The 15,076-nt window shown below is 63.8% G+C and carries 16 protein-coding genes; 6 read left to right on the top strand and 10 right to left on the bottom strand.

All coding sequences use genetic code 11. From position 1 onward, the window contains the following. Window positions 1-286 precede the first annotated feature (286 nt). A complete protein-coding gene (locus AWB70_RS12860) occupies window positions 287-1,939 on the top strand; it encodes a D-alanyl-D-alanine carboxypeptidase/D-alanyl-D-alanine-endopeptidase (RefSeq protein WP_053571650.1) in 1,653 nt (550 codons plus the stop codon). 3 nt (window positions 1,940-1,942) lie between these two features. Here AWB70_RS12860 and AWB70_RS12855 read toward each other — a convergent pair whose 3' ends face one another. Further along, window positions 1,943-2,812: an alpha/beta fold hydrolase gene (locus AWB70_RS12855; RefSeq protein WP_053571651.1), complete on the bottom strand. Its 870-nt coding sequence runs from the start codon at window positions 2,810-2,812 to the stop codon at window positions 1,943-1,945. A gap of 115 nt (window positions 2,813-2,927) precedes the next feature. On the opposite strand from AWB70_RS12855, the gene AWB70_RS12850 reads away from it, so the two are divergent. Then, entirely contained in the window at window positions 2,928-3,776 is an 849-nt protein-coding gene (locus AWB70_RS12850) for a LysR substrate-binding domain-containing protein (RefSeq protein ID WP_200826412.1), read from the top strand. On the opposite strand, the gene AWB70_RS12845 is transcribed toward AWB70_RS12850, so the two are convergent. From AWB70_RS12845 to AWB70_RS12835, 3 genes are all read right to left on the bottom strand, one after another. Then, a complete protein-coding gene (locus AWB70_RS12845; RefSeq protein WP_053571653.1) occupies window positions 3,754-4,827 on the bottom strand; it encodes a phytoene/squalene synthase family protein in 1,074 nt (357 codons plus the stop codon). The genes AWB70_RS12850 and AWB70_RS12845 overlap by 23 nt on opposite strands. A 79-nt stretch (window positions 4,828-4,906) precedes the next feature. Continuing rightward, a complete protein-coding gene (locus tag AWB70_RS12840) occupies window positions 4,907-5,611 on the bottom strand; it encodes a DUF899 family protein (RefSeq protein ID WP_053571654.1) in 705 nt (234 codons plus the stop codon). 27 nt (window positions 5,612-5,638) lie between these two features. Then, window positions 5,639-6,298 (bottom strand): glutathione S-transferase family protein, encoded by a 660-nt coding sequence (locus AWB70_RS12835; RefSeq protein ID WP_053571655.1) that lies wholly within the window; start codon window positions 6,296-6,298, stop codon window positions 5,639-5,641. 250 nt (window positions 6,299-6,548) lie between these two features. Between AWB70_RS12835 and AWB70_RS12830 the strand changes: the two genes are divergently transcribed. After that, window positions 6,549-7,058 (top strand): response regulator, encoded by a 510-nt coding sequence (locus AWB70_RS12830; protein WP_053572113.1) that lies wholly within the window; start codon window positions 6,549-6,551, stop codon window positions 7,056-7,058. On the opposite strand, the gene AWB70_RS12825 is transcribed toward AWB70_RS12830, so the two are convergent. Beyond that, on the bottom strand, window positions 7,042-7,392 hold the full coding sequence (locus AWB70_RS12825; RefSeq protein WP_143281636.1) for a hypothetical protein: 351 nt from the start codon (window positions 7,390-7,392) through the stop codon (window positions 7,042-7,044). The two genes, AWB70_RS12830 and AWB70_RS12825, sit on opposite strands and share 17 nt — an antisense overlap. A 194-nt stretch (window positions 7,393-7,586) precedes the next feature. On the opposite strand from AWB70_RS12825, the gene AWB70_RS12820 reads away from it, so the two are divergent. Further along, entirely contained in the window at window positions 7,587-8,294 is a 708-nt protein-coding gene (locus AWB70_RS12820; protein ID WP_045461616.1) for an MgtC/SapB family protein, read from the top strand. Here the strand turns inward: AWB70_RS12820 and AWB70_RS12815 are convergent, their stop codons facing one another. Further along, the gene (locus AWB70_RS12815) at window positions 8,295-8,999 is read right to left on the bottom strand and encodes a glutathione S-transferase C-terminal domain-containing protein (RefSeq protein WP_053571657.1); all 705 of its coding nucleotides are present in this window, start codon (window positions 8,997-8,999) and stop codon (window positions 8,295-8,297) included. 90 nt (window positions 9,000-9,089) lie between these two features. On the opposite strand from AWB70_RS12815, the gene nudC reads away from it, so the two are divergent. Then, on the top strand, window positions 9,090-10,016 hold the full coding sequence (gene nudC / locus AWB70_RS12810) for an NAD(+) diphosphatase (RefSeq protein ID WP_053571658.1): 927 nt from the start codon (window positions 9,090-9,092) through the stop codon (window positions 10,014-10,016). Between the two features lie 27 nt (window positions 10,017-10,043). Then, entirely contained in the window at window positions 10,044-10,628 is a 585-nt protein-coding gene (locus AWB70_RS12805) for a histidine phosphatase family protein (protein WP_053571659.1), read from the top strand. Between the two features lie 673 nt (window positions 10,629-11,301). Here the strand turns inward: AWB70_RS12805 and araD are convergent. From araD to AWB70_RS12785, 4 genes are all read right to left on the bottom strand, one after another. Beyond that, on the bottom strand, window positions 11,302-12,999 hold the full coding sequence (gene araD / locus AWB70_RS12800) for an L-arabinonate dehydratase (RefSeq protein ID WP_053571660.1): 1,698 nt from the start codon (window positions 12,997-12,999) through the stop codon (window positions 11,302-11,304). An 82-nt stretch (window positions 13,000-13,081) separates the two neighbouring features. Next, on the bottom strand, window positions 13,082-13,747 hold the full coding sequence (locus AWB70_RS12795) for a MarC family protein (RefSeq protein WP_053571661.1): 666 nt from the start codon (window positions 13,745-13,747) through the stop codon (window positions 13,082-13,084). Between the two features lie 98 nt (window positions 13,748-13,845). Beyond that, a complete protein-coding gene (locus AWB70_RS12790; RefSeq protein ID WP_231927976.1) occupies window positions 13,846-14,214 on the bottom strand; it encodes a hypothetical protein in 369 nt (122 codons plus the stop codon). A 49-nt stretch (window positions 14,215-14,263) separates the two neighbouring features. Further along, window positions 14,264-15,022 carry a flagellar brake protein gene (locus AWB70_RS12785; protein ID WP_053571662.1) on the bottom strand — a complete coding sequence of 253 codons (759 nt, stop codon included), beginning with the start codon at window positions 15,020-15,022 and terminating at the stop codon, window positions 14,264-14,266. Between the last annotated feature and the right edge of the window lie 54 nt (window positions 15,023-15,076).

Raw genomic sequence — 15,076 nt, 5'->3', positions numbered from 1 at the left:
CGCCAAACGTTTTGCCGTTGTCAGGTCACAACAAGCGCGTGAAAGTCGCTCGAGAAATCGTACAAAAAGCGCTTGCCTAAACGCCACGATTAAGGCTTCGATCTGGCGCCCGATTAGCGATAGTCCGTGCTTGACAAGGCACACGCATGCTCGTTAATTTCACTCAGCCGCTCCCTTAATAACGGCGTGCGGCCGCCGACGATTTCCTGTCTGCGCTGTGAAGCAGTCCCGACGTATTGGTGTTCGCTCCCATCGGAGCGTGATGTGCCTTTATCGGAGCCGCGTCATGAACCCGCTTTCAGGAAGTCCGGCACGTCCTGCCGCTCTTGCGCTTTGCTGCGCGCTCGCCGCATCCCTGTCCGCGTGCGGCGGCTCGGACTCCAACAACACTGCCGTGCCCGACTCCATCACCCAGGTGATGAAAAAGCCCATGTATCAGGGCTCGACGTGGGCGCTGCGCGTCGTCGATCTGAATTCGGGCGACGTGATCTACGACATGAATTCGAACGCGCAGTTGTATATCGCGTCGGTGCGCAAGGTCTTTTCCGTCGGCGCCGCGCTCGATCAGTACGGCGCGCAGCATCAGTTCCAGACGCCGGTGTATCGCCTCGGCACCGTCGATGCGAGCGGCACGCTGAACGGCAATCTCGTGCTCGTCGCGAGCGGCGATCTCGCGATGGGCGGCCGCACGAATCCCGACGGCACGCTCGCCTTCACCAACTTCGACCACAACGAAGCCAACAATCTCGGCAATGCGCAGATCACCGCGCCCGATCCGCTCGCGGGCTACGACTCGCTCGCGGCACAGGTCGCGGCGGCGGGCATCAAGCGAATCAACGGCGAAGTCGTGATCGACGACCGGCTGTTCGATCCGTTCGATTTTCGCGGCGAGTTCAATCTGCGGCCGATCTTCGTCAATGACGACGTGGTGGATACGATCATCGGCCAGGGCAGCGCGGGCTCGCTGTCGCCGGTGGATTACCGGCCGAAGTCGTCGGCGTTCACGGTGCAATCCACTTTGCTGACGGGCCCGGCGGGCACGGCCGCGAACATCACCGTGACGCCCGAGGAGCCGGCCTGCTTCGGCGCGCTGCCCTGCGGCGGCGTGCTGGGCGGCTCGATTCCCGCGGATTACGTGCCGCCGATCGTCCCGAGCTTTCCGGTGATCCGCACGTTCCGCATCACGCAGCCGTCGAACTACGCGCGCACGGTGCTGATCGAAGCGCTCGCGCGCGCGGGCGTGACCGTCACGGCGAACGCCGTCGAGAGCAACCCGGTGCAACTGCTGCCCGCGAAGAACGCGTATTCCGCCGATACGCGCGTCGCGCAGCTCACGTCGCAGCCGTGGGCGCAATACACGAAGTGGATTCTGAAGGTCAGCTACAACATCGGCGCGGACACGAGCCTCATGCTGTTCGGCGTCGCGAACAACGGCTCGACCACGCTCGCCACCGCGCTCGCGGCGGAAAACGCGACGCTATCGAGCGCGCCGTTCAACGTGCCGATGACGCAGACGCATTTCATCGACGGCAGCGGCGGCGGCGAAACCACGGCGACGCCGCTCGCGGTCATCGCCATGTTGCGCGCGATGAACGGCCGCCCGGCATTCCCGGCCTACGTGGACTCGATGCCCTTTCTCGGCGTCGACGGCTCGCTCGCGAGCACGACCGACTTCGAAAGCGATCCGACGCTCGCGGGCGCGAAGGGCAAGGTGTACGCGAAAACCGGCACTTACGTGGCGGGCACGGACGGCCCGAACGGGCAGCAGCAGATCACGCTGAAAGGACAGGCGCTCGCGGGTTATATCGATGCGAAAAGCGGCCGCAGGCTCGCGTTCGCGCTGGTCGTGAACAATGTGCCGATCAGCGACGTGCCCGACATCATCAACGTGTTCAACGACGAAGGCACGATCGCGGCCAACATCTGGAAGCTGCAATAACGCCTACCACGCCCCGGCAAACGCCTGAACCGCGCGATTGAACGCGCCGGGGCTCGCGGCATTCATGCCGTGCGATGCGCCCGCGATCGTCACGCGCTCCGCGAACTCGACCCATTCTTCGAGCTTCTCGACGTTGTTGCGGAACATGCGCGGGCTTTTCTGACCGTCGATCAGAAGCGTGCGGCACTTGATGTCGCGCGCCGCTTCGCGCGTGTAGGCGGGCAGCGGATCGCGGAACTGCTTGGGCAGCGTGAGCGCGTTGTCGAGCGCCATGCGGCGAAAGCTCTCCGTGCTCTTTTTCCAGAAGCCCGGCATGCTCACCGAATCCACGAACATTTCCAGGCCACGGTCGTACTCGCCCTGCTCGATCAGTTCGGCCACGCGCGCGCGCAAGGCGTTGGTCGCGGGCGGCAGCGTCGCGGGCGTGGACTGAGACACCAGTTCCAGCGGCCCGCCCGGATCGGCGAGCGTCAGCGTCTTGACGAGCCGCGGATATTCCCGCGCCAGATGAAACGCGATGCTGCCGCCGCGCGAATGCCCGATGAGGTGCACCGGCGCGAGATCGAGCGACTCGATGAACTCCGCCATTTCCGCGACGTGCGCTTCCACGCTGAATTCGCCGCGCACGAACGCATCGACGGCGGGCCAGTAATGCGACAGGCTCGGCGCGATGCAGCGGAAGTGCTTCGCGAGCGGCACGACCTGCGCACTCCAGTAGCGGTAATCGCACAGCGAGCCATGCACGAAGAGCATCGGTTCGCCCTCTCCGCACTCGATGAACGGCACGGAAACGCCCGACGCGGTCGTGGCGAACGACGGTTCGGGTAAGCCTTGCACGGCGGTGAGGACGGAAAGATCGGTTCGCGCGTTCATGGTTCGCTCCTTTGATGCGACTATGCGCCGCGCGGAAGCAAAAGAAAAACGCATAATTTTGATAGAATCGTTCAGATTATCTGATAGAAAACGGTCGTGCTCCATGAAGTTCGCCATGAAAGCGCTCGACCTCGACGTACTGTCGATGATCGTCGCGGTCGCGGATACGGGCAATATCAGCCGCGCCGCGGAACTCGTGCATCGCTCGCAATCGGCGGTGAGCATGCAGATCAAGACGCTGGAAACCGCGCTGGGCAAGGCGCTCTTCGTGCGCAAGCCGCGCAGCGTGGTGCCGACGCAAGACGGCGAGGTGCTGCTCACCTACGCGCGCCGCATGATCGCGCTGCGCGACGAGGCCTGGGCGGCAGTCGTGCGGCCGGACGTGACCGGGCGCGTGGTGATCGGCGTGCCGGACGATTACGCGTCGTCGCTTTTTCCGCCCATCCTCAAGAAATTTTCCGCGACGTACCCGAAGGTCGAGATTCAGGTCGTCGGCTTGCCGAGCCTCGCGCTCGCGCCGATGGTGAAGGACGGCACGGTCGATCTCGTCTGCGCCACGCGCGTCAAGGGCCTGTCGGGTGAATTTCTGCGCCATGAGCCGATGGTCTGGGCCGCCGCGCCCGGCACCGAAATCTGGAAGGAGCGGCCCTTGCCGATCGCCGTGTTCCTGCCGGGCAGCGTCGCGCGCGAGAACGCGATCCGCAGCCTGGAGCGCGCGCGCATCGGCTATCGCACGTCGTATGAGAGCCCGAGCCTGCTCGGTCTGTTGACGATGGCCGAAGCCGGCCTCGCCGTGACGCCGCTCGCAAAATGCGCCGTGCCCGCGCATTTCACGCTGCTCGGGCCGCCGCAAGGCTTGCCCGACATCGGCACGCTCGAAGTGGTGCTGGCGCGCAGCGCGGCATCGAAACGGCCGCCTTGCGACTTTCTGGCCGAGCGGATCATGGCCGAACTGCGGCGCTGAAACCGGCGCCGATTTCCGCTTCGATCGCGCGCATGCGGCGTGAAGTCCACGCGCGCAGCATGCCGTTCGATGCCACCATCGGCAACGACGCCGCCATGATGCGATACACGTCGTTGCGGCGAACCTTCGAGATGTGGCCGGGATCGAGCCATGCCTCATTGCGCGCGAGCAGCACGAGCGTGTCGAGCCCGATCATGATCGGCCACAGACATGCGAGACGCAGGCGAACTGCCGTCGCGGGAATCGCGAGCGTGTAATCGACGGCATCCTGAAAGAGCGCGATCGACGTGCGCAACAGGTCGAACAGCACGGGCCGCGCGCGCGCCGACGATTCCGGTTGCAGCAGATCGCGCGGCGCGATGCCATGACGCGCGAGCAGGGTTTCGGGCAGATAGCATCGGCCGATGCGCAGATCGCGCGCGCAATCGCGCAGCACGTTGGTCATTTGCAGCGCCTTGCCGAAGCGCACGCCGAGCGCCAGCATCGTCTCGGGCGCGGCCTTCAGCGTGCCGGGCATGTGCGCGTAGGTCATCTTGGTCCAGAATTCGCCGACGCAGCCCGCGACCAGATACGTATAACGATCCAGTTCGCCGAATTCCCGCAACGCGACGATATGGCCCGAGGTCTCGTCGGGAAACGTGCGCAGATCGAATTCCATTCCGGTCGTCAGCGTCGTGACGATGTCGCGGACGGCGGCCTGATCGTCGCGGCTCAGTTGCGGCAGGATCGCCAGCGCTTCGGCGAGGCGTTCGAGCAGCGCGCGCTCGTCCGGCTGCGTTTGCTGGCCCGCGACTTCGCCCGCGATACTGGCGAGCGCGCCGTCGTCGGGCGCGCCGTTGACTTGCCGGCGCAGCGAAAGCAGCCATTCCAGGCGGCGTTGCGGCGAAATCAGCGAGGTATCGGCGATGGTATCCGCCGCGCGCGCGAGCAGATAAGCGAGCCCGATGGGATCGCGCATCGCGGCCGGCAGAATGCGCAGCGTGAGATAAAACGACCGCGACACGCTCTTGAGAAGCGGGCCCAGAAGGAAGGCCCGGGACGAATTGTTCATGAGTTGGATCGGATAGCGTCGGCCAGAAGCGCGATGTTCGCGCGCCGCCGCATTGTATCCGTCCGCGTCGACCGCCGAATTACTCGCGCGGACCGTAATCCAGCTTCGGATACCAGTTCGTGCCTCGGCCCTCCGGCGTCATGTCCAGCACGGTCCACAGCGGCATCAGGTCCGGCGCGCCGCGCGGATCTTCGCCCGGATCGGCAGTGCCGAAATCCATCTCGCCGCTCCAGAAATGACGAATCACGCCATCGCGGCGCGTGAACACGTTGAGCGCGGGTTCATCGCCGCCTTCCTTCGAAATCGCGTGATAGTCGCGGCTGAAGTTGCCGTTCGTATCCGAAAACAGCCGCAGGTCGCGCCAGCCGCGTTCCTTTTTGAACGCGGCCAGCTTGTCGAGCGGCGAACGCGCGATCACCGCGAGCGCCACGCGCTGTTCGATATCGCGCGCCTCGCCTTCCCATGCCGAAAGCAACGACGTGCACATCGGACACGGACGCTCGCGTTGCGGCCCGAACATGTAGCTGTATGTGACGAGCGTGTCCTTGTCGCCGAACAGGCCGGCGAAATCGACCGGCCCGCGCTCGCCGTCGAACCGGTAATCGCCTGTCACTTCGCCGCCGGGCGGCAGCGCGCGACGCATCTGCGCCACCCGCTCGATATGCCGCCGCAGTTCGATTTCTTCCGCCAGCAATGCGGTACGCGCGCGCCGGTAGTCGGCGCTCTCGTTGGGGAAACGCATCGTCGCGCGTTGCGCGAGTTCGTTCGCGGAAACGTAGTTCATGGTCGATCTCCTTTGGCTGTGGGCGATTCAGTCGCGCTCCGGCGCGCCGAGCGGAAACAGCGGCCGATACGGCCGCGCCTCGTCGACCGCGCGCGCGAACGAAGGCCGCGCGAGCAGACGCTTGCGGTACGCGATCACGTTCGGATACGCGTCGCCGATGCGGTGCGTCCAGTCCGCGTAGAAGAGAAACGGTGCCGCGCCGCAGTCGGCGAGACTGAAGGCATCGCCCGCGGCCCATTCGCGCGTGGCCATCTTGCGCTCGAGAAACGCGTAGGACGTGTCGAGCATGGCGCGGGCATCGGCGACGCCGCGCGTATCGCGCTCTTTCGGATCGCGCATGGCGTCGAAGATGATTTTCTGCTGCGGCGTAGACACGTAATTGTCGAAGAAGCGATCCATCCAGCGCGTTTCGAGCGCGGCGCGCGGGTCGTCGGGCACGAGGCGCACCGGGCCGGGATGATGAAGTCCCAGATATTCGATGATCACGGTCGATTCGATCACCGGCGTGCCGTCGTCGACGAGCACCGGGAAACGCTTCATCGGCCAGATTTCGGTGAGTTCGTGCATGGACTGCGGCGTTTCTGGCGTGAGCGCGCGCCATTCGAAGGGCGTGCCGTTCTCGTATAACGCCACGAGCACTTTCTGGCAGTAAGATGAAAACGGGTGGGCATAGAGTTGCAAGCTCATCGGACAGCCTCCGGGTCGTCGAACGGGTTCAGGACGTGGCGCGCTTTTGCTTCGCTTTACAGCGCCTTTGCCGGAACGACGAACGGCGGACGCGCAAATCGACACGTAATCGATATATTTTGTTGTGCGGCGCAGCGAAATGCTGAGAAATGCAGCGATAAGGCAGCCGATTTGTTACCGTGCGCGATCCAGGGACAACGTGAGCGCGGTGAGCGTCGTTCACGACCCATGAAGGCAGACAAGAAGAATGATGCGCGAAAACAAGATCGAGATCATCGTGGCGGACGATCGCCCCGTGGTGCTCTACGGGCTGCAAAGCTGGTTCGAGTCGCACGAGCGAATTCGGATTACCGCGTGCGTGCGGAGCATGGATCAGTTGCTCGGGCGGCTGAAGACGGCGAGCTTCGACCTGATCGTGCTGAGCGGCGGCATCGAAGGATCGTGCGCCAACGGTTTCGCGCCGCTGCGCACGCTGGCGCAAACCTTTCCGGCGATGCCGGTTATCGCCTTCACCGAAGAAACCGACGCGCACGCGCTCGCCCGCATCCAGCTCGCCGGCGCGGCCGGCCTCGTAAGCACACGCGACGAAGCGCGCGCGTTCGAACGCGTGTGTGAGCGGACGCTGTCCGGCGCGAAGCGTGTCGTCTCGCCGCGCATCGCCAGTTATTGCGACGCGGTCACGCGCCCGAATGGCTTCGATGCGGCGGCCGATTATCGCGACGTGCGAGTGAGCGTGAGGAAATTCATCGGGCAGGTTTGATGGCGATGCTTTCCGCGGACGGTCCCTTGGCGAACTCGATCTGCGGCTTCAGCTTCGGAAGCGCCACGTCCCGGCCGTCTTCGAAACCTTTCGCGTAGGCGTGATGGTCGAGTGCCGTGAAAAGCGGCTCCAACTGATCCACTTGTACGCGCAGCAGTTCCATGAGCGGCTTCACGAGTTCGCCGCTCTGTTCAGTTAGCTTCGCATTGCTGACGACTTGCACCATGGCACGCAAGGTTTTTGCGCTCTGAAAGCAATAGTCGCTCAGAGGCATTGAATGGGTAACGACTGCCTGCCCTTTCTCATTGATCGATACGCTTGTTTTCGACTCCATCGTGCGACTCCCTTCCGGACAATTGAAGTTTGGACTTTAGAAGCGTCCGGACCTTCGCGGCCACTAGAGAAATCCGATTCACGCGCCGTGTGCCGGTAATCCATGCGCTCACGCAATTTTTCATACCAGCGACATGTTCGCGTGACATCGTTTCCGGTTTATCTGTTTCCGGGAATGGCTTTGCCACTGTCACGATGAGCGTCGATTTCGCCTTGCGTCTCTTCGCCGCGTTCGCCTGCGGCGTCGCGATCGGCCTCGAACGGCAGTTGCGCCAGCGCACGGCGGGTTTGCGCACGATCACGCTCGTCGCGAGCGGCGCATGCCTGTTCGTCACGCTCGGCATCCTGACGGGCAACGGCGTCGCGGGCGTCACGCAGATCGCGGCGTACGTCGTGTCGGGCGTCGGCTTCCTCGGCGGCGGCGTGATCATGCGCGACAAAGGCTCGATCCAGGGCATCAACACCGCGGCGACGCTCTGGTGCTCGGCGGCCGTCGGCGTGTTGTGCGGCGCCGGGCATTTCGGACCGGCGATCGCGGGCACGGTCGTCGTGCTCGCCACCAACACGGTCCTGCGCGAAGTGAGCCGCGCGATCAACGCGACGCCCGTGTCGAGCGCGGATATCGTGCGAGAGTATGTCCTGACCGTCATCGGGCGAGAGGAGGACGAGATTCATATCCGCACGCTGCTCTCCAACGCGATGGACGCGCAGCCGCTCTCGTTTCAGAGTCTCACGAGCGAAGATGTCGAAGGCGAGCCGCCGCGCATCAAGGTCACGGCGACCGTGCGCATGCATCCGAAGGATCAGGCGAGGCTCGAACGCATGGCGAGCCGCATGAGCATGGAGCGCGGCGTGTCGAGCATAAGCTGGTCGGCGAAGGATGTGGAAACGGCGCCGGAGTGATTACGGCGCGGGGCTTTGCCCCATGCGCTCGCGCATCGCGGCGCAATGCTTCACGAGATTGCCCTGCGCGGCGACGAAGCGTTTGAGCGGCGTATCGATATCGTAGAAATAGATGCTCGCGACAAAGCCATACAGCGCCGCATCGGTGCTCGCCGGCGCGTTGCCGAACAGGAACGGACCGTCGCCCAGCAGATTCGCTATTGCCTGAAGACTCGCGACGCCGCGCGCATAGGCGGCGTCCGGCTCGTAGCGCCCGATACCCTGATAACGATACCGCTCGAAATTGTATTTGCGCGCGCCTTCCAGCGCCTCTGCGCCAATATCCGGATGCTGCGCGAGCAGGGCATCGCGGAATTGCGGCCAGAAGCGATCGTCGCGCCAGCGCGAGTACGACATCACCCAATACAGATCGTCGAGCGTGCGCCGTATCAGCAGATCGAGATCGCGCTGCGGCGCGGCAAGCGCGTCGTCGAGCGTGAGCGTGTATTTGCGCTTCAGATGCGCGATGATCGCGTCGCTATCGCCGATGGTTTCGTCGTCATCGACGAGATACGGCAACTGGCCGCGCGGCGCGGCGCTCGTGTCGAGCACGTGGCGGTGCTCGAACGGCAGGCCGGACAGCTTCAGGAACGCGAATACCTTCAGGCCGAACGGATTGTTGTCTTCGAGACCGAACAACTGAGGATACGAGTAGAGCGTGATCATCGATGTCTCCGGGAAAAGCGCCGCCTGCAAGGACGCGCCATCTTCGCTACGATGCGTGATCGACCTTTCCGCCACATACGCAAAAATACTATGCCCACGCCGCCTCATGCCATCGGTTTTACGCTCGATCCGCTCGATCGCGTGTCGGAAAAGCGCGACGACGACGGCTTCGTCGCGGGTCTGAGCGCCGATCCGGCCACGCGTTTTCTGCTTTTCGTGAACAACGTGCCGCTCTTCAAGCGCGCGGGCGGCCACGATCCGCTTTTCAGCGCGCAGGAAGCGGCCACGCTCGGCGCGCCGCTGCAAACCGTGTTTCTCGGCCGCGACGCGCAAGCACGCGCGCTCTTCGCCCTGTCTTTCGATAGCGGCGCGCAGAGCCTGCCCGAAGAATCGGCGATCGAAGCGATCGAGTTGCGCCCGATCGCGATGCAAGGCCTCGTGCCGCCGCCGATGGTCAGCGCGCTCGGCGAGGCGCGTTCGATGCTCGACTGGCATCGTCGGCATCGCTTCTGCGCGAACTGCGGCCAGCCGACCGATTCGGGGGGCGCGGGCTGGCGGCGCATCTGCGCGAATTGCAAGGCGCAGCATTTTCCGCGCGTCGATCCGGTCGTCATCATGCTCGTCACCAATGGCGAGCGCTGTCTGCTGGGCCGTCAGCCGCAGTTTCTGCCGGGCATGTACTCGGCGCTCGCGGGTTTCGTCGAGCCGGGCGAGACGTTCGAGCATGCGGTGTATCGCGAAGTGCTGGAAGAAGCGGGCATCCGCTGCACGGACGTGCGCTATTACGCGTCGCAGCCGTGGCCGTTTCCGTCGTCGCTGATGATCGGCTGTTTCGCGCGCGCCGCGAGTACGGAGATTGTCGTCGACAAGAACGAGCTGGAAGATGCGCGCTGGTTTACGCGCAAGGAAGTCGGCGCGATGCTCGACGGCACGCACGAACACGGGCTCTCGGCGCCGAAGCCGTTCGCGATCGCGCATCATCTGTTGAAAGCGTTCGCGACGGGCGAACTCGACTAGGCTATCTTCAGACATCGGGTGAACGACATGAACACGAAAAGCGGTGTGCATATCTGGCTGATCCGGCATGGCGAAACCGAATGGAGCAAGTCTGGCCAGCACACCGGCACGACGGACATCTCCCTGACCGAGGCGGGCCGCACGCAGGCGCGCGCGCTGGCGCCGGTTCTGGCGGCGCAACGATTCGACCTCGTGCTGACGAGCCCGATGGCCCGCGCGATCGAAACATGCAAGCTCGCTGGACTCGGCGATGGCGCTCAAGTTGAGCCGGAGCTTCACGAATGGAATTACGGGATTTACGAAGGGCGGACCACGGCTGATATTCGGCAGGAAGTGCCGGACTGGTCCGTTTGGACATCGCCGATTCCGCAGGGCGAGAGTCTCGCGGATGTCGGCGCGCGCGCGCAGGCGTTGATCGATAAGCTGATTGCTACGCAGGCGCAGAATATCGCGCTCTTTTCGCATGCGCATTTTTCGCGGGTGCTTGGCGCGCAGTGGGCGACGGGGGCGGCTTCGTTTGGCGCGCATCTCGTGATGGATACTGCTGCGATGAGTGTGCTCGGGTTTGAGCGCGATGCGCGTGCTATTGTTAGGTGGAATTTGTTGCCTTAATCGTGTGGTGGATTGATTGGGGGTTTTTCTACTTCTATGGAATCCTGATTTCTTGTCGGTCTATTGGCGATGCCCCTCCCCGGGGCGGGGGTAACTTTCTTTGCTGCTGCAAAGAAAGTCACCAAAGAAAGCAGCTCTCTCACCGCCCGCGGTCACACGCAGTTTGGCCACTTTTCTCCTCCAAGGCGGCACTCGCCTAAGTGTCGCCCTCGAAGGACCCACCGGGCTTGGATCGCGCACGGTCCGTCACATCGCGCCACTTAATTCATTGGTACAGCCATTTCAAGTTCCAGCCCGCTTCGCGGCCGATGGGCTAATCGGGTATGCGGGTGCATTCGTGTTCGCTGGTTTCCCCTGCATACCGCACGGCAGCGCGTAGCGCTGTGCCGAAGCTATTTCGTGCTGAACCAGCGCGCTCGAAGTTATGGTTTGTCAGACCGTGCGCGATCCAAGCCCGGTTGGGCTTGTGAGGGCACTCTTTAGGCGAGGGCCTTTCCCCAAGGAGAAAAATGGCCAACGTGCGTGTGACCGCGGGCGGTGACAAAGCTGCTTTCTTTGGTGACTTTCTTTGCAGCAGCAAAGAAAGTTACCCCCGCCCCGGGGAGGGGCAGTGCTAATAAACCGACAACAAAACAGGATTCCACGAAAACCAAAAAACCAAACCCCGTTTCACCTACTCCAAAAAATCAAAATCACACCCCTTATCCGCCTGCATCACATGCAGCTGATGCATCACCCCAAACCCACGTTCAAACCGACGCTTCGGCGGCCTCCATTCAGCCCGACGCGCGGCAAGCGTCTCCTCACCGACATCGAGATGAAGACGCCGCCCAGGCACATCCAGTTCAACGATATCGCCATCCCTCACCAGCGCGAGCGGCCCCCCGACGAACGATTCCGGCGCCACATGCAGCACGCACGCGCCGTAACTCGTGCCACTCATGCGCGCATCGGAAATGCGCACCATGTCGCGCACGCCCTGCTTCAGCAATTTCTGCGGAATCGGCAATTGCCCCCACTCCGGCATGCCCGGCGCACCGACCGGCCCCGCATGCTGCAACACGATCACCGAATCGGCGCTGACGTCGAGCGATTCATCGTCGATGCGCGCGGCCATATCGGCGTAATCGCGGAACACAACCGCCGGCCCGCGATGCTTCAGCAAGCGCGCTTCCATCGCCGCGGGCTTGATGACGGCGCCATCCGGCGCGAGATTGCCGGTCAGCACGGCGAGTGCATCGTTCGGCACCAGTGGATTGCCGCGCCGGCGAATCACGTCGTCGTCGAAAATTTCGGCGCCCGCAATGTTCTCGCCGAGGGTTGCGCCATTGACAGTTAGTTGCGAGCCGTCGATCAAATCGCCGAGTTCGGCGAGCAGCGCACGCAGGCCGCCCGCATAGAAGAAATCCTCCATCAGATATTTGCCCGCCGGACGGATATCGGCGATCACCGGCGTCACGCGCGCCAACTCGTCGAAGCGCGCGGTCGTGAGGGGCACGCCCGCGCGCCGCGCCACCGCCACGAGATGCACGATCGCGTTGGTCGAGCCGGATAGCGCGAGCACGGTCGTCACCGCGTTGTCGAAAGACTTCGGCGTGAGAATGTCCGACGGCTTCAGATCGGTCCACACCATCTCGACGATGCGCCGCCCCGTCTGCGACGCGTACTGCGCGTGACGCGAATCCACCGCCGGAATCGAGGCGAAGCCGGGCAAGGTCATGCCGAGCGCTTCGGCGGCGCTCGTCATCGTCGATGCGGTGCCCATCGTCATGCAATGGCCGGCCGAGCGCGCGATGCCGCTTTCCAGGCCCTTCCATTCGGCCTCGGTGATCCTGCCCGCGCGCAGTTCGGCCCAATATTTCCATGTATCGGAACCGCTGCCGAGCGTGCGGCCGTTCCAGTCGCCGCGCAGCATCGGGCCGGCGGGCAGATAGATCGCGGGAAGATTCATGCTGATCGCGCCCATCAGCAGGCCGGGCGTGGTCTTGTCGCAACCGCCCATCAGCACGCAGCCGTCGAACGGATAAGAGCGCAGCACTTCCTCGACTTCCATCGCGAGGAAATTGCGGTAGAGCATGGTCGTCGGCTTCTGGAACGGCTCGGCGAGGCTCATCGCCGGCATCTCGACGGGAAAGCCGCCCGCCTGCCACACACCGCGCTTCACTTCCTCCACGCGCTGTTTGAAATGGGTATGGCAGGAGTTGATCTCGCTCCAGGTGTTGATCACCGCGATGACCGGCTTGCCCATGTAATCGGACGGGTGATAACCCATCTGCGCCGTGCGCGAGCGATGGCCGAACGCATGCAGATCGTTCGCGCCATACCAGCGGTGACTGCGCAGTTCTTCGGGCTTTTTGCGATTCGAAGTCAAGCAGCGTCTCCTCGATGGTAGCGATACCAGGAAAATCGCGAAAAATGGTAACGACGCCATCCGGGAGCGTCGCTTGGGGTTTCTACCGGATATCGAGTTTCACGGAAGCGAGCAGTTCCGACAGCCCGAGCCACAGAATCTGCACGCCGATACAGAAGATGACGAACGCGAAGAGGCGCATCGCCACTTGCGTGCCCACGGTGCCGAGCAGCCGTTCGAGATGCCCGGCGAAGCGCACGCACGCGTAGATGCTCACGCACAGCAGCACGAGGCCCACGCTCACGCCCGCGAGATGCACCGGCTGCAGCCCGTGACGCGGCGTGCCCGTGCCGAGCGCAATGGCCACCGCGATCGCGCCCGGCCCGACGGTGATCGGCAGCGTCAGCGGATAGAACGCCTTCGCGCGCAGCGTTGCGCCGGTGCGCGGCTTGGGCGCGGACTCGGCGGCGTCGTCGTCATCGGGCTTCTGGAGCAGGCTCCAGCCCGCCATCGCGACGACGATGCCGCCCGCCACGCGCAGCACCGGAATCGAGATGCCGAAAAAAGTCAGCACATACGCGCCGATGGACAGCGACGCCAGCAATATCGCGAAACTGTTGATGGAAATGCGCCGCGCCAGCTCCGTGCGCTCGGCGTCGCTCAGATGCGGCAGCATGCTCAGCACGACGAGCGCCGTCGCCGGCGGATTGATGATCGGAAACAGCCCGGCGACGATCACGAGTACCGTCTTGGCGAATTCGTTGAGCATGCGCGTCGTCGTCCCGTCGTCCGTGTGTCGTTGGCTGCGTTGTTTTCGCCCGGCAAGCCGGGACATTGTGCACGCTTAAGCCGCGCGACGACGAACAATCAGGCGAACGGGGCCGCGAGAATCAGCGCGCATTCGGTGACGAACGAGCCGAGCCCGACGCCGATCAGCACGCGCGCGACGATTGTCCAGACGCGCCGGTCGACGTTGGCCGAACATCGCCACGCCAGCATGCACCACAGCAGATAGACCGCCGAGCAGAGGGCGAACACGCCCAGCATGCCGGGCCAGAACCAGACGGTGATGAGCAGAAAGGTCTCGGGAACGACGCCGCTCGTCCAGAGGTCGAGATAGACGAACCACCATGCGAGATGGATCGGCACGCCCAACAGCCACCAGACTTTCCAGAAGCGTTCTTCTCCGCGCCAGGCCTTGCGAAACATGAGGTGCGATGCAGTGGAAGGAGGCACGCATTCTACTCCACGCATGCCTCGCGCCCGCACACCGACTCGGGCCAGCTCAGGCCGACAGGCTGCGGCGCTTCGCCTCCATCCGCGTGATGAGCCGTTGCAGCACGTTTTCCGCCGCGCCCGAAAGACGCACGAAGCGAAACCCGACGACATAGCGGACATCGCCGCGCGGCGTGTTCACGGTGCGCGGCGACACGAGTTCGAGATCGACGGGAAACGCCGCGCCCGGACCGAAATGCAGGACGACATCGCTGAACAGGGTGCCGAGTTCGGTTTCCGCGAGACGCGGCGACTCCATGCGCAGCGCGATGCCGCCGAGCGACACATCGTGCACTTCGTAGCGGAACGGTTCGCCGTCCGCGAAAGCGCCTTTCGCGTAGAACGGATCGAGCACCGGCGCGGGCACGCGGAAATACTCGCGGCGCTGGAACTGATAGAGCTTCTCGGGAAAGGAAACCTCGAACGCCTGCCGCCCCTCGTGCGTCACGGCGTGCGCGGCCTGCGTCGTGAATTCGACGCGCACGCCATCGGGCGCGCCCTTGAAGTACAACTGCCGGGCTTCGAGCAACGCGCGATTGTCCGATTCCACGCCGCCCCAGTCGAACACGATGCGCGCCTCGCGCACGTCGATTTCCAGCAGTTGCGTCACGATCTGCCCTTGCCCGCTCGTCACGGTGAGCATGTCGCGGCGCTGCACGAGACTGCGGAGCACGCTCGAGATTTCGGATGGCGTATGGCGCGCGAAACGCTCGTGATCGTCGGCGAATTTTTCGATGTCGGATGTATGCGGCAACGGTTCGGCGAGCATGGTGGTCCAATCTATTTATCAGTTTGGGACAGCGAACGGCGACAGCCTGTGACA

The sequence above is a fragment of the Caballeronia cordobensis genome, from assembly GCF_001544575.2.
In the GTDB taxonomy this organism is placed as follows: Bacteria; Pseudomonadota; Gammaproteobacteria; order Burkholderiales; family Burkholderiaceae; genus Caballeronia; species Caballeronia cordobensis.
Note: the sequence above shows the minus strand (reverse complement) of the source record. Positions and strands in the feature narration are given on the sequence as shown.

Excerpts from the sequence above, each read along its gene's own strand:
- AWB70_RS12860 (WP_053571650.1), top strand. The coding sequence starts at position 287 with ATGAACCCGCTTTCAGGAAGTCCGGCACGTCCTGCCGCTCTTGCGCTT.
- AWB70_RS12855 (WP_053571651.1), bottom strand. The coding sequence starts at position 2,812 with ATGAACGCGCGAACCGATCTTTCCGTCCTCACCGCCGTGCAAGGCTTA.
- AWB70_RS12850 (WP_200826412.1), top strand. The coding sequence starts at position 2,928 with ATGAAAGCGCTCGACCTCGACGTACTGTCGATGATCGTCGCGGTCGCG.
- AWB70_RS12845 (WP_053571653.1), bottom strand. The coding sequence starts at position 4,827 with ATGAACAATTCGTCCCGGGCCTTCCTTCTGGGCCCGCTTCTCAAGAGC.
- AWB70_RS12840 (WP_053571654.1), bottom strand. The coding sequence starts at position 5,611 with ATGAACTACGTTTCCGCGAACGAACTCGCGCAACGCGCGACGATGCGT.
- AWB70_RS12835 (WP_053571655.1), bottom strand. The coding sequence starts at position 6,298 with ATGAGCTTGCAACTCTATGCCCACCCGTTTTCATCTTACTGCCAGAAA.
- AWB70_RS12830 (WP_053572113.1), top strand. The coding sequence starts at position 6,549 with ATGCGCGAAAACAAGATCGAGATCATCGTGGCGGACGATCGCCCCGTG.
- AWB70_RS12825 (WP_143281636.1), bottom strand. The coding sequence starts at position 7,392 with ATGGAGTCGAAAACAAGCGTATCGATCAATGAGAAAGGGCAGGCAGTC.
- AWB70_RS12820 (WP_045461616.1), top strand. The coding sequence starts at position 7,587 with ATGAGCGTCGATTTCGCCTTGCGTCTCTTCGCCGCGTTCGCCTGCGGC.
- AWB70_RS12815 (WP_053571657.1), bottom strand. The coding sequence starts at position 8,999 with ATGATCACGCTCTACTCGTATCCTCAGTTGTTCGGTCTCGAAGACAAC.
- nudC (WP_053571658.1), top strand. The coding sequence starts at position 9,090 with ATGCCCACGCCGCCTCATGCCATCGGTTTTACGCTCGATCCGCTCGAT.
- AWB70_RS12805 (WP_053571659.1), top strand. The coding sequence starts at position 10,044 with ATGAACACGAAAAGCGGTGTGCATATCTGGCTGATCCGGCATGGCGAA.
- AWB70_RS12795 (WP_053571661.1), bottom strand. The coding sequence starts at position 13,747 with ATGCTCAACGAATTCGCCAAGACGGTACTCGTGATCGTCGCCGGGCTG.
- AWB70_RS12785 (WP_053571662.1), bottom strand. The coding sequence starts at position 15,022 with ATGCTCGCCGAACCGTTGCCGCATACATCCGACATCGAAAAATTCGCC.